Annotated in this window: 15 protein-coding genes, 4 tRNA genes and 1 rRNA gene; 17 read left to right on the plus strand and 3 right to left on the minus strand. The window is 52.4% G+C overall.

Features of this window, described 5'->3' with window-relative positions; translation table 11 throughout:
- Positions 1-200 precede the first annotated feature (200 nt).
- The 3 genes from rrf (at position 201) to birA (ending at position 2,460) form a co-directional block, all read left to right on the plus strand.
- Positions 201-316, plus strand: a 5S ribosomal RNA gene (gene rrf / locus AFL22_RS22055).
- Positions 317-466: 150 nt separating this feature from the next.
- Complete coding sequence (gene murB, locus AFL22_RS22060; RefSeq protein WP_033780876.1) at positions 467-1,504, plus strand: UDP-N-acetylmuramate dehydrogenase; 1,038 nt, start codon at positions 467-469, stop codon at positions 1,502-1,504.
- Positions 1,501-2,460 carry a bifunctional biotin--[acetyl-CoA-carboxylase] ligase/biotin operon repressor BirA gene (gene birA, locus AFL22_RS22065; protein WP_010261004.1) on the plus strand — a complete coding sequence of 320 codons (960 nt, stop codon included), beginning with the start codon at positions 1,501-1,503 and terminating at the stop codon, positions 2,458-2,460. Before murB ends, birA begins: the two co-directional genes overlap by 4 nt.
- A gap of 43 nt (positions 2,461-2,503) precedes the next feature.
- On the opposite strand, the gene coaA is transcribed toward birA, so the two are convergent.
- Positions 2,504-3,451, minus strand: coding sequence for a type I pantothenate kinase (coaA, locus tag AFL22_RS22070; protein ID WP_010672227.1), 948 nt, complete (start codon positions 3,449-3,451; stop codon positions 2,504-2,506).
- Between the two features lie 778 nt (positions 3,452-4,229).
- Between coaA and AFL22_RS22080 the strand changes: the two genes are divergently transcribed.
- The 13 genes from AFL22_RS22080 (at position 4,230) to rpoC (ending at position 18,486) form a co-directional block, all read left to right on the plus strand.
- Positions 4,230-4,305 (plus strand) — tRNA-Thr (locus tag AFL22_RS22080).
- 7 nt (positions 4,306-4,312) lie between these two features.
- Positions 4,313-4,397: transfer RNA gene (locus AFL22_RS22085), tRNA-Tyr, on the plus strand.
- 191 nt (positions 4,398-4,588) lie between these two features.
- Positions 4,589-4,663, plus strand: a tRNA-Gly gene (locus tag AFL22_RS22090).
- Between the two features lie 5 nt (positions 4,664-4,668).
- A tRNA-Thr gene (locus AFL22_RS22095) sits at positions 4,669-4,744 on the plus strand.
- A 108-nt stretch (positions 4,745-4,852) separates the two neighbouring features.
- Positions 4,853-6,037 carry an elongation factor Tu gene (gene tuf, locus AFL22_RS22100; protein ID WP_010261012.1) on the plus strand — a complete coding sequence of 395 codons (1,185 nt, stop codon included), beginning with the start codon at positions 4,853-4,855 and terminating at the stop codon, positions 6,035-6,037.
- 231 nt (positions 6,038-6,268) lie between these two features.
- On the plus strand, positions 6,269-6,652 hold the full coding sequence (secE, locus tag AFL22_RS22105; RefSeq protein WP_008927141.1) for a preprotein translocase subunit SecE: 384 nt from the start codon (positions 6,269-6,271) through the stop codon (positions 6,650-6,652).
- Between the two features lies 1 nt (position 6,653).
- Complete coding sequence (gene nusG, locus AFL22_RS22110; protein ID WP_003848088.1) at positions 6,654-7,199, plus strand: transcription termination/antitermination protein NusG; 546 nt, start codon at positions 6,654-6,656, stop codon at positions 7,197-7,199.
- Between the two features lie 147 nt (positions 7,200-7,346).
- On the plus strand, positions 7,347-7,775 hold the full coding sequence (rplK, locus tag AFL22_RS22115) for a 50S ribosomal protein L11 (RefSeq protein WP_006121495.1): 429 nt from the start codon (positions 7,347-7,349) through the stop codon (positions 7,773-7,775).
- Positions 7,776-7,778: 3 nt separating this feature from the next.
- Positions 7,779-8,483: a 50S ribosomal protein L1 gene (rplA, locus tag AFL22_RS22120; RefSeq protein ID WP_010261038.1), complete on the plus strand. Its 705-nt coding sequence runs from the start codon at positions 7,779-7,781 to the stop codon at positions 8,481-8,483.
- Between the two features lie 365 nt (positions 8,484-8,848).
- A complete protein-coding gene (gene rplJ / locus AFL22_RS22125) occupies positions 8,849-9,346 on the plus strand; it encodes a 50S ribosomal protein L10 (protein ID WP_003848098.1) in 498 nt (165 codons plus the stop codon).
- Between the two features lie 65 nt (positions 9,347-9,411).
- Positions 9,412-9,774, plus strand: coding sequence for a 50S ribosomal protein L7/L12 (gene rplL, locus AFL22_RS22130; RefSeq protein WP_008927142.1), 363 nt, complete (start codon positions 9,412-9,414; stop codon positions 9,772-9,774).
- A gap of 330 nt (positions 9,775-10,104) precedes the next feature.
- Positions 10,105-14,133: a DNA-directed RNA polymerase subunit beta gene (rpoB, locus tag AFL22_RS22135; protein ID WP_010261046.1), complete on the plus strand. Its 4,029-nt coding sequence runs from the start codon at positions 10,105-10,107 to the stop codon at positions 14,131-14,133.
- A gap of 129 nt (positions 14,134-14,262) precedes the next feature.
- The gene (rpoC, locus tag AFL22_RS22140) at positions 14,263-18,486 is read left to right on the plus strand and encodes a DNA-directed RNA polymerase subunit beta' (protein WP_010261049.1); all 4,224 of its coding nucleotides are present in this window, start codon (positions 14,263-14,265) and stop codon (positions 18,484-18,486) included.
- 55 nt (positions 18,487-18,541) lie between these two features.
- Here rpoC and AFL22_RS22145 read toward each other — a convergent pair whose 3' ends face one another.
- Positions 18,542-18,724: a DUF1127 domain-containing protein gene (locus AFL22_RS22145; RefSeq protein ID WP_033787304.1), complete on the minus strand. Its 183-nt coding sequence runs from the start codon at positions 18,722-18,724 to the stop codon at positions 18,542-18,544.
- 174 nt (positions 18,725-18,898) lie between these two features.
- Here AFL22_RS22145 and AFL22_RS22150 point away from each other — a divergent pair, with 174 nt between their 5' ends.
- Positions 18,899-20,353 carry a PLP-dependent aminotransferase family protein gene (locus AFL22_RS22150; RefSeq protein WP_010672226.1) on the plus strand — a complete coding sequence of 485 codons (1,455 nt, stop codon included), beginning with the start codon at positions 18,899-18,901 and terminating at the stop codon, positions 20,351-20,353.
- Between the two features lie 194 nt (positions 20,354-20,547).
- Here the strand turns inward: AFL22_RS22150 and thiE are convergent, their stop codons facing one another.
- Positions 20,548-21,174, minus strand: coding sequence for a thiamine phosphate synthase (gene thiE / locus AFL22_RS22155; RefSeq protein ID WP_033768363.1), 627 nt, complete (start codon positions 21,172-21,174; stop codon positions 20,548-20,550).
- Positions 21,175-21,176 lie beyond the last annotated feature (2 nt).

Here is a 21,176-nt window from a genome sequence, read left to right on the forward strand (position 1 = left end):
TACAACGCCAGAGGCGTTTTTGAGAGACACAATTTTCAGCCTGTTACCGGATAAAAATTAGCGGAAACGAAAGATTTTGCGGCGTGACAAGGCGCAGAGCGAGGACGTCAGCGGGAGCATACTGAAGTATGTGACCGGTGTGGCTGAGCGATGGCAACGCGGTCATGGCGTAAAAGATTCGTTTCGTGCACCAAGATTTGCCTGGCGGCTTTAGCGCGGTGGTCCCACCTGACCCCATGCCGAACTCAGAAGTGAAACGCCGTAGCGCCGATGGTAGTGTGGGGTCTCCCCATGCGAGAGTAGGGAACTGCCAGGCATTAAATAAGTGAAGAAGCCCCGCACGCAAGTGCGGGGCTTTTTTACGTCTGCAGATCGTGAAAAACCTCATCATAACCCCCGAAAACAGCCTGAGAACCCCTCTCTGATACGGTAAACTACGGCCAGATAACTCAGTAAAGGCCGCCAAATGTCCAGCCAGCATCCCTCCTTAAAAGCCGACAATACGCTTGGGCTTGAAGTACATACACAGAAACGCATCGTCGCCGAGACGCCAGCCGCCATTCTGGCAGCATGGCAGGCCAGCCAGAGTGATCAAACGCCTTTCCTCGTGCTCGGTGAAGGCAGCAATGTCCTCTTCCTGGAAGATTTTGCCGGTACAGTGGTGCTGAACCGCATCAAAGGCATCAAAATTCAGGATGAATATGAGTGCTGGAAATTGCACGTCGGGGCAGGTGAGAACTGGCATCAGCTGGTTAAAAGCACGCTGGAAAAAGGGATCACAGGCCTGGAAAATCTGGCATTGATCCCTGGTATGACCGGTTCGGCACCGATTCAGAACATAGGTGCTTATGGCGTGGAATTAAAAGACGTCTGCGAATACGTGGATGTACTTAATCTGCACAGTGGTCAGACAGAACGTCTCGATCGTGAAGCCTGTGAGTTTGGCTATCGTGACAGCATTTTTAAACATCACTACCAGTCAGGCTATGTCATCGTCGCAGTCGGGATAATATTGCCTAAGCAATGGCAACCGGTATTAACCTACGGCGATCTGAAAACGCTCAATCCGGTGACGGCCAATGCCTGGGATGTCTATCACGCGGTATGCCAGATGCGGCAGAGCAAATTACCCGATCCGAAAGTCACCGGTAATGTAGGCAGCTTTTTTAAAAATCCTGTCGTCACCGAGGCGCAGTGCAGCTCACTACTGACGCATTTTCCGGCTATGCCACACTATCTGATGCCAAATGGTGAAATCAAACTGGCAGCAGGATGGCTTATCGATCAGTGCCAGCTGAAAGGTTACCGCATCGGGGGCGCGGCAGTTCACCAGCAACAGGCTCTGGTGCTGATCAACGCTGAAAATGCCACTCCCGACGATATCGTTGCGCTGGCAAAAACCGTACGCGCTCAGGTTGGTGAAAAATTTGATGTCTGGCTTGAGCCCGAAGTGCGCTTTATTCAGGCGCAGGGTGAGTGTAATGCCGTCGGGGTGATCGCATGAAAGACCATAATGTTCCGCTAAAGCTGGTTGATATCTTATCTGATGGTGAGTTTCATTCTGGTGAGCAACTGGGTGAAACGCTGGGCATGAGTCGCGCAGCCATAAATAAGCATATCCAGACGTTAAAAAGCTGGGGTCTTGACGTCTATACCGTGACAGGTAAAGGTTACAGTCTCTCTGCCCCGATACAGCTGCTGGATGAGCAGGCGATACTCTCACAGGTTACGCAGGGTAACGTCTCGGTAATCCCGGTGATTGATTCCACAAATCAGTATCTGCTGGAACGTATGCATGAAATGGAGTCGGGTGCTGCCTGCATTGCGGAATATCAGCAGGCGGGTCGCGGCCGTCGTGGCCGTCAGTGGTTTTCGCCCTTTGGAGCGAACCTCTACATGTCTATGTACTGGCGTCTGGAGCAGGGTCCGGCAGCGGCGATGGGCCTGAGCCTGGTAATTGGCATTATCATGGCTGAGACATTACGTTCATTAGGGGCCGATGATGTCCGCGTAAAATGGCCCAATGACATTTATCTGAACGATCGTAAACTGGCGGGTATTCTGGTCGAACTGACAGGTAAAACCGGCGATGCTGCGCAGATCGTGATTGGTGCGGGGATTAACCTGGCGATGCGAACAGCCGATGCATCACAGATTAATCAGGGCTGGATTAACCTGCAGGAGGCCGGGGTAACGGTAAACCGCAATGAGCTGGCAGCACGTCTGATCAACAGTCTGCGCGAAGCTCTGCCGCTCTTTGAGCAGGAGGGATTAACCCCGTTTGTCGCACGCTGGGCTGCGCTGGATAATTTTATTAACCGGCCGGTTAAGCTGCTTATCGGTGAACGTGAGGTCCATGGTATTGCGCGAGGCGTAGACAGCCAGGGTGGCCTGTTACTGGAACAGGATGGCGAAATAAAAGCCTGGGTGGGTGGAGAAATATCACTGCGTCCTGTTTGAGTAAAAAAAGCCTGCAGCAACGCAGGCTTTTTTATGACAGCAGTTATTTACGTAAACGAACCTTATCGACTGCATGATCGCCACTTTTGGTCATAATCAGGCTGGCTCGTTCGCGCGTCGGCAGGATATTTTCCTGCAGGTTAAGCCAGTTAATCTCTTTCCATAAATTACCAGCAATTTCAACCGCTTCTGCCTCTGAAAGCTGGGCGTAATGATGGAAATAGGAGTCCGGATTGGTAAATGCGCCCTGGCGGAATTTCAGGAATCGATTGATATACCAGCTTTGCAGGAGATCTTCCTCTGCATCAACATAGATAGAAAAATCGACGAAATCTGAAACAAAGACATGATGGGGATCGTGGGGATAGTCCATTCCACTCTGTAATACATTCAGTCCTTCCAGAATCAGAATATCAGGCTGCTGTATCACTTTATCGCCATCAGGGATGACATCATAAATCAGATGTGAATAGACCGGAGCAGTCACCTGACTGGCTCCCGACTTCAAATCGGAGACGAAATTGACCAACCGGTGCATATCGTAGGATTGCGGGAATCCTTTTTTCTTCATTAACCCACGCTCTTTCAGCACGGCATTAGGATGAAGGAAGCCATCAGTGGTGATCAATTCGACTTTGCGATGTTCAGGCCAGCGGCTGAGCAAAGCCTGCAAGACACGCGCAGTCGTGCTTTTACCGACCGCTACGCTACCCGCAATACTAATGATATAGGGGATTTTCTGGCCATTGGTGCCCAGAAATTGCTCCAGTACAGCCTGCCGGCGAACGTTAGAACTTATATAAAAATTAAGCAGACGCGAAAGTGGCAGATAAATTTCCGCTACTTCCTCCAGCGAGAGATCCTCGTTGATGCCCTCCAGCTGCGCGATCTCTTCCTCTGACAGCGTCATAGGTACGGAATCACGTAATGCAGCCCATTGCTCACGAGTGAACTCTAAATAAGGCGTTGTCAGGGGGGTCGTTTTATCCATAAGCATGCATCTGACCGCAAATTCATGGCTATCAACCGCGTGTTATCCGATAAGCAGGACAGCACAGGTGAAGTGAATCACGAATCGCTGGTTTATCAGTGAGAACAATGGGCTGGAGGGTATCACCAGTATGGCTTTTAACAGAAGTAAAAAGATAAACGTGATCTCGCTTTCGTCGGCATACCCACAAAACATCATGGTGGCTTTAATTTTTACTGCTTTATCGTTGTTTATGATATTGCAGGTCATCACAGCGCATGTGCGGCTTTTATCTGCTTTTTACATCTGACAACGTCTGAATGACAAAACGCCGCCATAAGGGCATAGAGAGAGGCTGAGGCGGTACAGATTCAATATGTGCCATAAGAACTTCAGCAAAAGAACAAACGGCGTAGAGTCATTTTGAAAGGCTCCACGCCTGGTCATCGTCGTACCGACATAAGGGACACGCATGTCAAAACAGGCCTGCTTTCTACAGAAAAGTGCCTGCACATGAAAAAAAAGCGCAGGCGAGGTCAAAAAAGCATCGTTCGGTACAGGCGTGTGAAATAAAAATACTGCCTGCAGATCATTTACCTGCTGAAAAGCGGTCCAGAGAGAGGCCTAAGGCATTAGCGCGAGCCGACTGATCCTATGAAAACAGGACCAGATTGCACAAATATTCTGCACAAAAACACTAAAATGCGATGATTTGCACAAATAGTAAGCGATAGAAAAAAATAAGCGATTTTTTAGTTGCATCCAGAGCCCGACCTTCCTAGAATGCGCTCCACTTGATGCCGGCTTAGCTCAGTTGGTAGAGCAACTGACTTGTAATCAGTAGGTCACCAGTTCGATTCCGGTAGCCGGCACCATCAAGTAGGTGGGATTCCCGAGCGGCCAAAGGGAGCAGACTGTAAATCTGCCGTCACAGACTTCGAAGGTTCGAATCCTTCTCCCACCACCATCTCAACCTCGCGGTTGGGTACGCAGATAAACAACCTGTTTATCTGTCAGGTGAGTCACTTATCACCCTGAATTCAGACTGAGCGTTAGCGAAGTCAAAGTCGGTCAGCTTCGCTGACAGGCAGTAGATAATAGAGAAACATCTCTGTTATCTGCAAGCTACAGAAAGAACAGGTAGCCGAGTTCCAGGATGCGGGCATCGTATAATGGCTATTACCTCAGCCTTCCAAGCTGATGATGCGGGTTCGATTCCCGCTGCCCGCTCCAGATGTGCTGATATGGCTCAGTTGGTAGAGCGCACCCTTGGTAAGGGTGAGGTCCCCAGTTCGACTCTGGGTATCAGCACCACTTCCTTTAATCTCCCTCCTGATTTTCTCTGTAACTTCCTTGCAGTCAGGCATTGCCTGGTTAATGTGATGATATCATTGATATATCCGTGTCTTAGAGGGACTAGCGATGGCTAAAGAGCAATTTCAACGTAACAAACTGCACGTAAACGTGGGCACCATCGGTCACGTTGACCACGGTAAAACCACCCTGACTGCAGCTATCACTACCGTACTGGCTAAAACCAACGGCGGCCAGGCTCGTGCATTCGATCAGATCGACAGCACGCCTGAAGAAAAAGCCCGCGGTATCACCATCAACACCGCACACGTTGAGTATGAGACTGCTGCACGTCACTACGCTCACGTTGACTGCCCAGGCCACGCCGACTATGTGAAAAACATGATCACCGGTGCTGCGCAGATGGACGGCGCGATCCTGGTTGTTGCTGCGACTGATGGCCCAATGCCACAGACCCGTGAGCACATCCTGCTGGGTCGTCAGGTTGGCGTTCCTTACATCATCGTGTTCCTGAACAAGTGTGACATGGTTGATGATGAAGAGCTGCTGGAACTGGTAGAGATGGAAGTACGTGACCTGCTGTCACAGTACGACTTCCCAGGCGATGACACCCCAATCGTTCGTGGTTCTGCTCTGAAAGCGCTGGAAGGCGTTCCTGAGTGGGAAGCAAAAATCGTTGAGCTGGCTGAACACCTGGACAACTACATCCCGGATCCAGTCCGTGCGATCGACATGCCGTTCCTGCTGCCAATCGAAGACGTATTCTCAATCTCTGGCCGTGGTACCGTTGTTACCGGTCGTGTTGAGCGCGGCATCGTTAAAGTCGGCGACGAAGTTGAAATCGTGGGTATCAAAGATACTGCGAAATCAACCTGTACCGGTGTTGAGATGTTCCGTAAGCTGCTGGACCAGGGTCAGGCAGGCGAAAACTGTGGTGTTCTGCTGCGCGGTATCAAGCGTGAAGACATCCAGCGTGGCCAGGTTCTGGCTAAGCCAGGCTCAATCAAGCCGCACACCCAGTTCGAGTCAGAAGTTTACGTTCTGTCTAAAGACGAAGGTGGCCGCCATACTCCGTTCTTCAAAGGCTATCGTCCACAGTTCTACTTCCGTACAACTGACGTAACCGGTTCAGTAGAGCTGCCAGAAGGCGTTGAGATGGTCATGCCAGGCGACAACATCAAAATGGTTGTTACCCTGATCCACCCAATCGCAATGGACGAAGGTCTGCGCTTCGCAATCCGCGAAGGCGGTCGTACCGTTGGCGCGGGTGTTGTTGCTAAAGTTATCGCATAATTACCGATAACGTTTGACGCAATGCACACGGAAAGGGCATCATTTGATGCCCTTTTTGCACGCTGTTTCATAGAACCTGGCTCATCAGTGATTTTTTGAATCATAATCATTGCTGAGACAGGCTCTGTTATGCGGCGTTGGATACCGAGTTACGCCCCAAAAGCTCATTCGGTTTGGACGCCTCGCACTGCGGGGCAGAATAGTTTCTGAATTATTGTGGCAGGTTGGTTTATGAGTGCGAATACCGAAGCTCAAGGGAGCGGGCGTGGCCTGGAAGCGGTAAAGTGGGTAGTAGTCGTGTTACTGCTGCTTGCAGCGATTGTAGGTAACTACCTCTATCGTGATGTGTCACTGCCACTGCGTGCTTTAGCCGTAGTTGTACTGATTGCAGCGGCTGGCGGCATTGCGCTTTTAACGACCAAAGGCAAAGCGACCGTGGCTTTTGCTCGTGAAGCAAGAACAGAAATGCGTAAGGTTATCTGGCCAACCCGCCAGGAAACGCTGCACACCACGTTAATCGTTGCCGCGGTTACTGCCGTGATGTCACTGATTTTGTGGGGGCTGGATGGTATTCTGGTCCGTCTGGTATCGTTTATCACTGGCCTGAGGTTCTGAGATGTCTGAAGCTCCAAAGAAACGCTGGTACGTCGTACAGGCGTTTTCCGGTTTTGAAGGCCGCGTAGCACAATCGCTGCGCGAGCATATCAAATTGCACAACATGGAAGAGCTGTTTGGCGACGTCATGGTTCCGACTGAAGAAGTCGTTGAAATTCGTGGTGGCCAGCGTCGTAAGAGCGAGCGCAAGTTTTTCCCGGGATACGTACTGGTTCAGATGGTGATGAATGACGCCAGCTGGCACCTGGTACGCAGCGTCCCACGCGTGATGGGTTTCATCGGCGGTACATCTGACCGTCCGGCACCTATCAGCGATAAAGAAGTTGATGCGATCATGAACCGTCTGCAGCAGGTCGGCGACAAGCCTCGTCCGAAAACGCTGTTTGAGCCAGGTGAAATGGTTCGCGTTAATGACGGTCCTTTTGCTGACTTTAACGGTGTGGTTGAAGATGTGGATTACGAGAAGAGCCGCCTGACGGTATCCGTTTCCATCTTTGGACGTGCCACGCCGGTTGAGCTCGACTTCGGTCAGGTGGAGAAAGGTTAACCTCTTTCCGCTCACAAATTAGCTGTTGCAGCAGGCGCGAAATTTAACTACAATTTCGCGCCTTTTGTTTTTATGCGCTGGCAACAGCGTGTAAATCGTTATCACGGGGAGCCTTTACAGGCGCTATAACCCAATTGAGGAAATATCATGGCTAAGAAAGTCCAAGCCTACGTCAAGCTGCAGGTTGCAGCTGGTATGGCGAACCCAAGTCCACCGGTTGGTCCAGCTCTGGGTCAGCAGGGTGTTAACATCATGGAATTCTGCAAAGCGTTCAACGCTAAGACCGAATCTCTGGAAAAAGGTCTGCCGACTCCTGTTGTTATCACCGTATACAGCGACCGTTCTTTTACCTTCATTACCAAAACGCCTCCGGCTGCCGTACTGCTGAAAAAAGCAGCGGGCATCAAGTCTGGTTCTGGTAAGCCGAACAAAGATAAAGTCGGTAAAGTGACTCGTGCTCAGGTACGTGAAATCGCAGAAACCAAAGCTGCGGACATGACTGGTTCTGACGTTGAAGCGATGACTCGCTCAATCGAAGGTACTGCTCGTTCCATGGGCCTGGTAGTAGAGGACTAAGAAATGGCTAAGCTGACCAAGCGCATGACCGTAATTCGCGACAAAGTTGACGCGACCAAGCAGTATGATATTGCTGAAGCTGTTGCTCTGCTGAAAGAACTGGCTACTGCCAAGTTCGTTGAAAGCGTTGACGTTGCTGTCAACCTCGGCATTGATGCACGTAAATCTGATCAGAACGTTCGCGGCGCGACCGTTCTGCCACACGGTACTGGTCGTTCAGTACGTGTTGCTGTCTTCGCCCAGGGCGCCAACGCTGAAGCTGCTAAAGCAGCAGGCGCTGAGCTGGTAGGCATGGAAGACCTGGCTGATCAGATCAAGAAAGGCGAAATGAATTTTGACGTTGTTATTGCTTCTCCGGATGCAATGCGCGTTGTTGGCCAGCTGGGCCAGATTCTGGGTCCACGTGGCCTGATGCCAAACCCGAAAGTCGGTACTGTAACGCCTAACGTTGCTGAAGCGGTTAAGAACGCTAAAGCGGGTCAGGTTCGTTATCGTAACGACAAAAACGGCATCATCCATACTACCATCGGTAAAGTGGACTTTGACGCTGACAAACTGAAAGAAAACCTGGAATCTCTGCTGGTTGCGCTGAAAAAAGCAAAACCATCTCAGGCGAAAGGCGTGTACATCAAGAAAGTTAGCCTTTCAACCACCATGGGCGCCGGCGTTGCCGTTGACCAGGCTGGTCTGAACGCAACAGCAAACTAATTGCTGCTTGAAACGGGCGAAAAATTCACCTAGAATCTTACGCCCGTTGTTCTGTTATTAACGGAACAGGACACCAGAGAGCCAGAACTGATTGTTGCGTGTATCGCCTTTCCCTCTGACTCTGCTGCGTCGCACAGAATTTAGGTTGGAGCCAGGCCTTATCCTGGCCTCCGTCCAAGACCGCAGGAGCTGCTTATCTCCGGATATTCCGCTTAATACCCTGCGTAGACGGTGACAGAACCAAAAGAATTTTTTCTTAGCTGGATTCTGCTCACCGTGTTCGAGCGCTTATTTCCCCTTGGGGTGAGTAAGTGAAGTGAGTTCCGGGGAAATCCTTTCCCGGTCAAATCCAGGAGCAAAAGCTAATGGCATTAAATCTTCAAGACAAACAAGCGATTGTTGCTGAAGTCAGCGAAGTAGCCAAAGGTGCGCTTTCAGCGGTTGTTGCGGATTCCCGTGGCGTTACCGTTGATAAAATGACCGAACTGCGTAAAGCAGGCCGTGAAGCTGGCGTTTACATGCGTGTTGTTCGTAACACCCTGCTGCGCCGCGTCGTTGAAGGAACTCAGTTTGAGTGCCTGAAAGACACGTTTGTTGGTCCGACCCTGATTGCATATTCTATGGAACACCCGGGCGCTGCTGCTCGTCTGTTCAAAGATTTCGCGAAAGCGAATGCAAAATTTGAGGTCAAAGCTGCAGCCTTTGAAGGTGAGCTGATCACGGCGGCCAATATTGACCGTCTGGCAACGCTGCCGACCTACGAAGAAGCACTGGCACGTCTGATGTCGACCATGAAAGAAGCCGCTGCCGGCAAACTGGTCCGCACTCTGGCTGCTGTACGCGATGCAAAAGAAGCGGCTTAAGGTCATATTCTTTTCTTCGTACTTGCTTACGTATAAACTTTTTCTGATTCTTAGGAACAATTGTCATGTCTATTACTAAAGACCAAATTCTGGAAGCTGTTGCAGCGATGTCCGTAATGGAAGTAGTTGAGCTGGTTTCTGCTATGGAAGAAAAATTCGGCGTTTCTGCTGCTGCTGCTGTAGCTGTTGCTGCGGGCCCGGCTGAAGCTGTTGAAGAAAAAACTGAATTCGACGTAGTTCTGAAAGCTGTTGGCCCGAACAAGGTTGCAGTAATCAAAGCCGTACGTACTGCAACTGGTCTGGGCCTGAAAGAAGCCAAAGATCTGGTTGAAGCAACTGGCGTAATCAAAGAAGCGATCAGCAAAGATGACGCAGCTGCACTTGAAGCTGCTCTGAAAGAAGCTGGCGCTGAAGTTGAAGTTAAGTAAGACAGCCTTCGGGTTGCAGTCTGAGTAGTTTCAGGCTGATGGCTGGTGACTTTTTGGTCACCAGCCTTTTTGCGCTACAGGGTCTCAATGGGGTTTCACACTGTTTGTCCATTGTTACTCTTCAATATCTTTCTCTATCGACGACTTAATATACCGCTCTACCTGTGCGGGTTCCCTGCCCTCGCAACAGCGATGAAATGATTTAAGCGTGATAGAAAGAGGTATTGCACTGCTGCTGCGCAGCCAGTGAATCAAACAAAATCGTGTTGCATGAACTGTCCTGTCAGGACGGACAGCGTGGGTCGACTTGTCAGCTAGCTGAGGAACCCTATGGTTTACTCCTATACCGAGAAAAAACGTATTCGTAAGGATTTTGGTAAACGTCCGCAAGTACTGGACATACCTTATCTCCTTTCCATCCAGCTCGACTCGTTCCAGAAGTTTATCGAGCAAGATCCAGAAGGTCAGTACGGACTGGAAGCTGCATTCCGCTCTGTATTCCCTATTGCGAGCTACAGCGGCAACTCTGAGTTGCAGTATGTCAGCTATCGCCTGGGTGAACCTGTCTTTGACGTGAAAGAGTGTCAGATCCGTGGCGTGACCTATTCGGCACCGCTGCGCGTGAAACTGCGTCTGGTGGTCTATGAGCGCGAAGCGCCAGAAGGCACCGTAAAAGACATTAAAGAACAAGAAGTCTACATGGGCGAAATTCCGCTCATGACCGACAATGGTACCTTTGTTATCAATGGTACCGAGCGCGTTATCGTTTCTCAGCTGCACCGTAGTCCTGGCGTGTTCTTTGATAGCGATAAGGGTAAAACCCACTCATCGGGTAAAGTGCTCTACAACGCACGTATCATCCCTTACCGCGGTTCATGGCTCGACTTTGAGTTTGACCCGAAAGATAACCTGTTTGTCCGTATTGACCGTCGTCGTAAGCTGCCGGCCACTATCATCCTGCGTGCGTTGCAGTTCACTACACCTCAGATCCTCGATATCTTCTTCGAGAAAGTGGTGTTTGAAATTCGCGACAACAAGCTGCAGATGGAGCTGGTGCCTGAGCGCCTGCGCGGTGAAACTGCGACCTTCGATATCGAAGCGAACGGCACCGTCTACGTCGAAAAAGCACGCCGTATTACTGCGCGCCATATCCGTCAGCTGGAAAAAGATGGCATTCAGCACATCGAAGTTCCGGTTGAATATATCGCGGGCAAAGTGGTCGCTAAAGACTACATCGATGAGAGCACCGGTGAGCTGATCATTGCAGCGAACATGGAACTGTCACTGGATCTGCTGGCCAAACTGAGCCAGTCCGGTCACAAGCGCATCGAAACGCTGTTCACCAACGATCTGGACCACGGTCCATATATGTCCGAGACCCTGCGTGTCGACCCAACCAGCGATCGTCTGAGCGCACTGGTTGAGATCTACCGCATGATGCGTCCTGGTGAGCCGCCAACACGCGAAGCAGCAGAGAACCTGTTTGAGAACCTGTTCTTCTCTGAAGATCGTTACGATCTTTCTGCTGTGGGTCGTATGAAGTTCAACCGTTCATTGCTGCGTGATGAAATCGAAGGTTCAGGCATCCTGAGCAAAGATGACATCATCGAAGTGATGAAGAAGCTGATCGACATCCGTAACGGTAAAGGCGAAGTGGACGATATCGACCACCTCGGTAACCGTCGTATTCGTTCAGTCGGTGAAATGGCTGAGAACCAGTTCCGTGTCGGTCTGGTACGTGTTGAGCGTGCGGTGAAAGAGCGTCTGTCACTGGGCGACCTTGATACCCTGATGCCACAGGACATGATCAACGCGAAGCCAATTTCGGCCGCGGTGAAAGAGTTCTTTGGTTCCAGCCAGCTTTCTCAGTTTATGGATCAGAACAACCCGCTGTCAGAGATTACGCACAAACGTCGTATCTCTGCTCTCGGCCCGGGTGGTTTGACGCGTGAGCGTGCCGGCTTCGAAGTGCGTGACGTACACCCAACGCACTACGGTCGTGTCTGCCCAATCGAAACCCCTGAAGGCCCGAACATCGGTCTGATCAACTCCTTGTCTGTGTATGCACAGACCAACGAGTACGGTTTCCTTGAGACGCCTTACCGCCGTGTTATCGACGGTCTGGTTTCTGACGAGATTCACTACCTCTCTGCTATCGAAGAGGGTAACTACGTTATCGCTCAGGCGAACGCCCCTCTTGATGATAACGGCGCGTTTGTTGATGACCTGGTCACCTGCCGTAGCAAAGGCGAATCAAGCCTGTTCAGCCGCGATCAGGTTGACTACATGGACGTTTCGACTCAACAGATCGTTTCTGTCGGTGCGTCCCTGATCCCGTTCCTGGAACACGATGATGCTAACCGCGCCCTGATGGGTGCGAACATGCAACGTCAGGCCGTTCCGACTCTGCGTGCTGATAAGCCGCTGGTTGGTACGGGTATGGAACGTGCTGTTGCCGTTGACTCCGGTGTAACTGCCGTTGCCAAACGTGGCGGTACCGTACAGTACGTCGACGCATCACGTATCGTTATCAAAGTTAACGAAGACGAAATGCATGCTGGCGAAGCCGGTATCGACATCTACAACCTGACCAAATATACCCGTTCTAACCAGAACACCTGCATCAACCAGATGCCATGTGTTTCTCTGGGTGAGCCGGTTGAGCGCGGCGACGTGCTGGCAGATGGCCCGTCCACCGATCTGGGTGAACTGGCGCTGGGCCAGAACATGCGCGTAGCGTTCATGCCGTGGAACGGTTACAACTTCGAAGACTCCATCCTGGTCTCCGAGCGTGTGGTTCAGGAAGATCGCTTTACGACTATCCACATTCAGGAACTGGCTTGCGTGTCGCGTGACACCAAACTGGGGCCGGAAGAGATTACCGCTGATATCCCGAACGTGGGTGAAGCTGCACTCTCTAAACTGGATGAGTCAGGCATCGTCTACATCGGTGCTGAAGTGACCGGTGGTGACATTCTGGTTGGTAAGGTTACGCCAAAAGGTGAAACCCAGCTGACGCCAGAAGAGAAACTGCTGCGCGCTATCTTCGGTGAAAAAGCCTCTGACGTGAAAGATTCGTCACTGCGCGTACCGAATGGCGTGTCAGGCACCGTGATCGACGTTCAGGTCTTTACCCGCGATGGCGTGGAAAAAGACAAACGTGCGCTGGAAATTGAAGAGATGCAGCTGAAGCAGGCCAAGAAAGACCTGTCTGAAGAACTGCAGATTCTGGAAGCGGGCCTGTTCAGCCGTATCCAGAACGTATTGATTTCTGGTGGCGTTGAAGCAGACAAACTGGACAAGCTGCCGCGCGAGCGCTGGCTGGAACTGGGTCTGACTGACGAAGCCAAGCAAAACCAGCTGGAGCAGCTGGCAGAGCAGTACGACGAGCTGAAGCACGAGTTTGAGAAAAAACTTGAAGGTAAGCGTCGTAAAATCACCCAGGGCGATGATCTGGCACCAGGCGTGCTGAAAATCGTTAAGGTTTATCTGGCTGTTAAGCGTCAGATTCAGCCGGGTGACAAAATGGCAGGCCGTCACGGTAACAAAGGTGTTATCTCTAAGATCAACCCGATCGAAGATATGCCTTACGATGAAAACGGCACGCCGGTTGACATCGTTCTGAACCCGCTGGGCGTACCATCGCGTATGAACATCGGTCAGATTCTGGAAACCCACCTGGGTATGGCAGCGAAAGGCATCGGCGAGAAGATCAACGCCATGCTCAAAAAGCAGGAAGACGTCGCGAAACTGCGCGAATTCATCCAGCGCGCCTATGACCTGGGTAGCGATCTGCGTCAGAAAGTTGACCTGAACACCTTCTCCGACGACGAAGTATTGCGTCTGGCTGAGAACCTGAAGAAAGGTATGCCAATCGCCACTCCGGTGTTTGATGGCGCGAAAGAGAGCGAAATCAAAGAGCTGCTGCAGCTCGGCGGCTTGCCTTCTTCCGGTCAGATTACCCTGTTTGACGGCCGTACCGGTGAGCAGTTCGAACGTCAAGTAACCGTTGGCTACATGTACATGCTGAAACTCAACCACTTGGTTGATGACAAGATGCATGCACGTTCAACCGGTTCCTACAGCCTGGTTACTCAGCAGCCGCTGGGTGGTAAGGCACAGTTCGGTGGTCAGCGCTTTGGTGAGATGGAAGTATGGGCACTGGAAGCATATGGTGCCGCGTATACCCTGCAGGAAATGCTTACCGTTAAGTCTGATGACGTCAACGGCCGTACCAAGATGTATAAAAACATCGTTGACGGTAACCATCAGATGGAACCGGGCATGCCGGAATCCTTCAACGTACTGTTGAAAGAGATTCGCTCGCTGGGTATCAACATCGAGCTGGAAGACGAGTAACCCCTTTTCAGGCTGCGGTTCGCCGCCGCCTGAAAGCGCAGGGTTTAAAGCGCTCGCAATTGTACTGGTTACGGGGCGTTCAATTTCGGTTGGACGCCCTCTGAGTCTCACTCCGACGGGAGCTAATCCGTGAAAGACTTACTTAAGTTTCTGAAAGCGCAAACTAAGACCGAAGAGTTTGATGCGATCAAAATTGCGCTGGCTTCGCCAGACATGATCCGTTCCTGGTCTTTTGGTGAAGTGAAAAAGCCAGAAACCATTAACTACCGTACTTTTAAGCCAGAGCGCGATGGTCTGTTCTGTGCCCGTATCTTCGGGCCGGTAAAAGACTATGAGTGCCTGTGCGGCAAATACAAGCGCCTGAAACACCGTGGTGTGATTTGTGAGAAGTGCGGCGTTGAAGTGACCCAGACTAAAGTACGCCGTGAGCGTATGGGCCACATCGAACTGGCGTCGCCGACTGCGCACATCTGGTTCCTGAAGTCACTGCCATCGCGTATCGGCTTACTGCTGGATATGCCACTGCGTGACATCGAGCGCGTGCTCTACTTTGAATCTTACGTGGTAATCGAAGGTGGCATGACCAACCTCGAGAAGCGTCAGATTCTGACTGAAGAGCAGTACCTTGACGCTCTGGAAGAGTTCGGTGACGAGTTCGACGCCAAAATGGGCGCCGAAGCGATCCAGGCCCTGTTGAAAAACATGGATCTGGAGCAGGAGTGCGAGCAGCTGCGTGAAGAGCTGAACGAAACTAACTCCGAAACCAAACGTAAAAAACTGACCAAGCGCATCAAGCTGCTGGAAGCGTTCGTACAGTCTGGCAACAAGCCAGAGTGGATGATCCTGACCGTGCTGCCTGTTCTGCCACCGGATTTGCGTCCGCTGGTACCGCTGGATGGTGGCCGTTTCGCAACGTCGGATCTGAACGATCTTTATCGTCGCGTGATCAACCGTAACAACCGCCTGAAACGCCTGCTGGATCTGGCTGCGCCAGATATCATCGTGCGCAACGAAAAGCGTATGTTGCAGGAAGCGGTCGATGCACTGCTGGACAACGGTCGTCGCGGTCGTGCGATCACCGGTTCCAACAAGCGTCCGCTGAAATCGCTGGCTGACATGATCAAAGGTAAGCAGGGTCGTTTCCGTCAGAACCTGCTGGGTAAACGTGTCGACTATTCTGGTCGTTCGGTTATCACCGTAGGTCCATACCTGCGCCTGCATCAGTGCGGTCTGCCGAAGAAAATGGCACTCGAACTGTTCAAACCGTTCATTTACGGCAAGCTGGAACTGCGTGGCCTGGCCACCACCATCAAAGCCGCGAAGAAAATGGTTGAGCGCGAAGAAGCGGTTGTCTGGGATATCCTCGACGAAGTGATCCGTGAGCACCCGGTTCTGCTGAACCGTGCGCCTACGCTGCACCGTCTGGGTATTCAGGCCTTTGAACCGGTTCTGATCGAAGGTAAAGCGATCCAGCTGCACCCGCTGGTTTGTGCGGCATACAACGCCGACTTCGATGGTGACCAGATGGCTGTTCACGTACCGCTGACGCTGGAAGCCCAGCTGGAAGCACGTGCGCTGATGATGTCGACCAACAACATCCTGTCACCTGCGAACGGCGAGCCAATCATCGTTCCTTCTCAGGACGTTGTACTGGGTCTGTACTACATGACCCGTGACTGTGTTAACGCCAAAGGCGAGGGCATGGTGCTGACTGGCCCGAAAGAAGCTGAGCGTATTTATCGCGCTGGCCTCGCATCGCTGCATGCTCGCGTTAAGGTGCGTATCACCGAACACGAGAAAAATGAGCAGGATGAGTGGGTTGCTAAAACCAGCATCATCGACACCACTGTTGGCCGTGCCATCCTGTGGATGATCGTGCCAAAAGGTCTGCCTTTCTCCATCGTTAACCAGGCGCTGGGCAAAAAAGCTATCTCCAAAATGCTGAACACCTGTTACCGCATTCTGGGCCTGAAGCCGACTGTTATCTTTGCTGACCAGACCATGTACACCGGTTTCGCTTACGCAGCCCGTTCAGGCGCGTCTGTCGGCATCGACGACATGGTTATTCCAGAGAAGAAAGTGGAAATCATCACCGAAGCGGAAGCTGAAGTGGCTGAGATCCAGGAGCAGTTCCAGTCTGGTCTGGTAACCGCAGGCGAACGTTACAACAAAGTCATCGATATCTGGGCAGCAGCCAACGAACGTGTTGCTAAGGCGATGATGGAAAACCTCTCAACCGAAACCGTTATTAACCGTGACGGCGTAGAAGAGCGACAGGTTTCCTTTAACAGCATCTTTATGATGGCTGACTCCGGTGCGCGTGGTTCTGCTGCACAGATTCGTCAGCTGGCCGGTATGCGTGGTCTGATGGCGAAGCCAGATGGCTCCATCATCGAAACACCAATCACGGCGAACTTCCGTGAAGGGTTGAACGTACTCCAGTACTTCATCTCAACCCACGGTGCTCGTAAAGGTCTGGCGGATACCGCACTGAAAACGGCGAACTCCGGTTATCTGACGCGTCGTCTGGTTGACGTTGCACAGGATCTGGTTGTTACCGAAGATGACTGTGGTACACACGAAGGCATCATGATGACACCTGTCATCGAAGGTGGCGACGTTAAAGAGCCACTGCGTGAACGTGTTCTGGGTCGTGTGACCGCTGAAGACGTTCTGAAGCCGGGTACTGCTGATATTCTGGTTCCACGCAACACGCTGCTCGATGAGCACTGGTGTGACGTGCTGGAACTGAACTCAGTCGACAGCCTGAAAGTCCGCTCAGTAGTAGGTTGTGAAACCGACTTTGGTGTGTGTGCGCATTGCTATGGTCGCGACCTGGCACGTGGTCACATCATCAACAAAGGTGAAGCGATCGGTGTTATCGCGGCACAGTCCATCGGTGAGCCAGGTACACAGCTGACGATGCGTACGTTCCACATCGGTGGTGCGGCATCACGTGCGGCTGCTGAATCCAGCATTCAGGTGAAGAACAAAGGTACCATCAAGCTGACCAACGCTAAGTCGGTAACGAACTCGGCAGGCAAGCTGGTGATCACCTCGCGTAACGTTGAACTGAAAATGATCGACGAATTTGGTCGTACCAAAGAGAGCTATAAAGTTCCTTATGGTTCTACCATGGCGAAAGGTGATGGTGAGCAGGTTGCAGCGGGCGAAACCGTCGCAAACTGGGATCCGCATACCATGCCAGTCATCACCGAAGTGGGCGGTTTCATTCGCTTCACGGACATGGTTGATGGCCAGACCATTACCCGTCAGACAGATGACTTAACCGGTCTTTCTTCGCTGGTGGTTCTGGACAGTGCTGAACGTACTGCGGGCGGTAAAGATCTGCGTCCTGCGCTGAAAATTGTTGATGCCAACGGCAATGACGTTCTGATCCCGGGCACCGACATGCCGGCTCAGTACTTCCTGCCTGGTAAAGCGATTGTTCAGCTGGAAGATGGCGTGAAGATCAGTGCTGGTGACACGCTGGCGCGTGTTCCGCAGGAATCTGGCGGTACCAAGGATATTACCGGTGGTCTGCCACGCGTTGCTGACCTGTTCGAAGCGCGTCGTCCGAAAGAGCCAGCTATTCTGGCGGAGATCAGCGGCATCATCTCCTTCGGTAAAGAGACCAAAGGTAAGCGTCGTCTGGTCATCACTCCGCTGGATGGCAGTGAGCCGTACGAAGAGATGATTCCGAAATGGCGTCAGCTGAACGTGTTCGAAGGTGAACGTGTTGAGCGCGGTGACGTGGTTTCCGATGGCCCAGAGTCTCCACATGACATCCTGCGCTTGCGTGGCGTGCATGCGGTGACCCGTTACATCACTAACGAAGTGCAGGAAGTTTACCGTCTGCAAGGCGTTAAGATTAACGATAAGCACATCGAAGTCATCGTTCGTCAGATGCTGCGTAAAGCAACCATCGTGAGCGCAGGAAGTGCAGACTTCCTGGAAGGTGAGCAGGCTGAATTCTCTCGCATCAAGATCTCTAACCGTGATCTGGAAGCGAACGGAAAAGTTGGCGCAACCTTCATGCGTGACCTGCTGGGTATTACCAAAGCGTCACTGGCTACCGAATCGTTCATCTCTGCAGCATCGTTCCAGGAAACCACGCGTGTCCTGACCGAAGCAGCAGTAGCAGGTAAGCGCGATGAACTGCGCGGCCTGAAAGAGAACGTAATCGTGGGTCGTCTGATCCCGGCCGGTACCGGTTATGCGTACCATCAGGATCGTATGCGCCGCAAAGCGGCAGGTGAAGTTCCGGTTGCACCGCAGGTTACTGCGGATGAAGCCTCAGCCAGCCTGGCTGAACTGTTGAACGCCGGTCTCGGCGGCAACAAAGACGATTAATCGTCCTTTACCTGATAAAAACCCTGCCTCGGCAGGGTTTTTTTTTGTCTCTGATTCAGGCATTCCAGTCGTTACGGCCAAGGCCAATGTCTTTCAGCTGACTGTCACTCAGCTTCGACAGGATGACGCGCGTCTCACGCCGCAGCTGCCAGCGTTTATAACTGCGCCACAAGTAACGAACCAGCTGGTAAGGCGTGCCTGTGAACGGTTTAGCTGCGCGATTCTCGTCGTATCCCATGATAGTGCCCTCAGTGAATTGTCTGAGGACTATTCTCAGCGGATCGCTCTGTATGATACAGACGCAAAAATCACCTTTCTTTAACATACAGATTGCGGTAATGGCGATCTGAATGGTAAAAAAGAGACATAACTGTACCGGTTAATGCTCAGCTCCTGAGTCAGAGGAAATACAATGACGCGATATGAACATCTGGCCACGCTGCTGGCTCAGCGTATTGAACAAGGTTTATATCGCAGTGGTGAGCGCCTGCCCTCGGTACGCAGTCTGAGTGCCGAACATGGCGTCAGTATCAGCACCGTGCAGCAGGCTTATCATCTGCTGGAAGAGAAGCAGATGATTACGCCGCAGTCGCGCTCTGGCTATTTTGTGGCCTCGCGTAAGGCGACGCCCCCGATGCCTGCGCTGACCCGTCCCGCACAGCGGCCGGTTGAGGTAACGCAGTGGGATGCGGTGCTGGAGCTGATTAACAGCCGTCTGGAAGATGATGTGTTGCAGCTGGGAAGCGGCATGCCCGATCTGACGCAGCCGACGCTTAAGCCGCTGTGGAAAGCCTTCAGCCGTCAGGCACAGAAGCAGGACATCGCGCTGCTCAATTATGACAACCTCTATGGTGTTCTCGCACTGCGGCAACAGGTTGCACGACTGGCGATAGATAGCGGTTGCCAGCTCACCGCCGATGATATTGTTATTACCACCGGCTGTCATGAAGCCTTATCGGTAGCCGTGCGTGCGGTCTGCGAGCCGGGCGATATCATTGCCGTTGAGTCACCTTCGTTTCACGGGATCATGCAAACCCTGCGCGGATTTGGCATTCGTGCCATTGAGATCCCAACCGATGCGGTAACCGGCATCAGCCTGGAAGCGCTGGAACTGGCGTTTGATCAATGGCCGATTAAAGCAGTCGTTGTTGTGCCGAACTGTAATAATCCGCTGGGATTTATCATGCCTGAGCCGCGTAAGCGGGCATTGCTGGCCCTGGCGCAGCGGTTTGACGCGGCGGTCATTGAAGATGATGTTTATGGTGAGTTAGCCTGGGAATATCCGCGCCCAGCGACCATTAAAGCGCTGGATCTCGATGGCCGGGTTCTGCTGTGCAGCTCCTTTTCCAAAACGCTGGCGCCAGGTTTGCGTGTCGGCTGGGTTGCACCCGGCCGCTATCGCGACCGTGTACTGCACATGAAATATATCGTCACAGGTTCCACCGCCACACAGCCTCAGCATGCGGTCTCCGAGTTTATCCGCCAGGGCCATTATCAGCCCCATCTGCGCCGGATGCGGCAAATCTATCATCGTAACTATGAAACCTTTAGCTGTTGGGTGCGCCACTACTTTCCCTGCGGCATCTGCGTTTCCCGTCCTCAGGGCGGTTTTCTGATGTGGATAGAGCTCCCCGAAGCGTTTGATGCGGTCCGGCTCAATCGCGAATTGCGCGAGTCAAAAATTCAGATAGCCGTAGGCTCACTCTTTTCGGCCTCGGGTAAATACCGTAACTGTCTGCGCTTAAACTACGGGCTGCCGATCAACGAGCAGACTGAAAAGGCGCTGGCGCTGGTGGGTGCAGCCGTCGAACGCGCCATGCTCTCGTGCCAGCATGAGACGCAGATTTCAGCTTCAACTCTCGCATAGCGAAAAGAAGAAGCAGGGCCGGCAAGAGGAGGGAACCGGCCCTGGTCAGATAACCTTAACCTGACGGAGGCCACGTTAAGGTTTTGGATCAGAGCACGCCAGCGGCAACATACGCTTTTGCGCGTCGCTTTCCCGGCAGAAACGCTGGCGTTACTGGTTTTGCAGCCGCTATGCGGGACAGCTTCCACAAATCCTTATTGGTGAGGCTCTGCCAGCGCCAGCAAAGTACGTGTTGCTTCACGCCAGTCATCTGCCTGGGTAATCGCACTCACCACCGCAATACTCCCTACGCCGGTTGCCAGCACGTCAGGTGCCCTAGCAATCGAAATACCGCCAATTGCCACGGTGGGGATATGCGTCAGGCGCGTCAGATGCCGCTTTAACTGCTCAATGCCCTGCGGCGCAGAAGGCATCTCTTTGGTCTGCGTCGGGAAAATATGTCCAAGCGCGATGTAAGAGGGCTGGATTGCCAGTGCGCGGTCCAGTTCAGCATCGTCATGGGTGGAGAGCCCCAGACGCAATCCTGCCTGATGAATCCGGGCAAGATCGGCGACATCGAGATCCTCCTGACCCAGATGCACGCCATAAGCCTGATGCTTTATCGCCAGCTGCCAATAGTCATTGATAAATAGGCGCGCGTCATAGCGTTTACCCAGTGCAATCGCCTGAGCGATGGCGGGTTCGGCGATCTCATCGGGCTGATCTTTGATGCGCAGCTGCAGCGTACGAACGCCCATCTTCAGCAGGCGCTCAATCCAGTCGAGGCTATCAACCACCGGATAAAGCCCCAGGCGCGGGGCGGTAGCGGGAAATGCGGGCATTG

Source organism: Pantoea sp. CFSAN033090 (genome assembly GCF_001264395.1).
Classification (GTDB): domain Bacteria; phylum Pseudomonadota; class Gammaproteobacteria; order Enterobacterales; family Enterobacteriaceae; genus Pantoea; species Pantoea agglomerans.

Coding starts and splice junctions, on each gene's coding strand:
- rplK (WP_006121495.1), top strand. CDS start 7,347: ATGGCTAAGAAAGTCCAAGCCTACGTCAAGCTGCAGGTTGCAGCTGGT.
- birA (WP_010261004.1), top strand. CDS start 1,501: ATGAAAGACCATAATGTTCCGCTAAAGCTGGTTGATATCTTATCTGAT.
- coaA (WP_010672227.1), bottom strand. CDS start 3,451: ATGGATAAAACGACCCCCCTGACAACGCCTTATTTAGAGTTCACTCGT.
- secE (WP_008927141.1), top strand. CDS start 6,269: ATGAGTGCGAATACCGAAGCTCAAGGGAGCGGGCGTGGCCTGGAAGCG.
- thiE (WP_033768363.1), bottom strand. CDS start 21,174: ATGCCCGCATTTCCCGCTACCGCCCCGCGCCTGGGGCTTTATCCGGTG.
- AFL22_RS22150 (WP_010672226.1), top strand. CDS start 18,899: ATGACGCGATATGAACATCTGGCCACGCTGCTGGCTCAGCGTATTGAA.
- nusG (WP_003848088.1), top strand. CDS start 6,654: ATGTCTGAAGCTCCAAAGAAACGCTGGTACGTCGTACAGGCGTTTTCC.
- rpoB (WP_010261046.1), top strand. CDS start 10,105: ATGGTTTACTCCTATACCGAGAAAAAACGTATTCGTAAGGATTTTGGT.
- rplJ (WP_003848098.1), top strand. CDS start 8,849: ATGGCATTAAATCTTCAAGACAAACAAGCGATTGTTGCTGAAGTCAGC.
- rplL (WP_008927142.1), top strand. CDS start 9,412: ATGTCTATTACTAAAGACCAAATTCTGGAAGCTGTTGCAGCGATGTCC.
- rplA (WP_010261038.1), top strand. CDS start 7,779: ATGGCTAAGCTGACCAAGCGCATGACCGTAATTCGCGACAAAGTTGAC.
- AFL22_RS22145 (WP_033787304.1), bottom strand. CDS start 18,724: ATGGGATACGACGAGAATCGCGCAGCTAAACCGTTCACAGGCACGCCT.
- murB (WP_033780876.1), top strand. CDS start 467: ATGTCCAGCCAGCATCCCTCCTTAAAAGCCGACAATACGCTTGGGCTT.
- tuf (WP_010261012.1), top strand. CDS start 4,853: ATGGCTAAAGAGCAATTTCAACGTAACAAACTGCACGTAAACGTGGGC.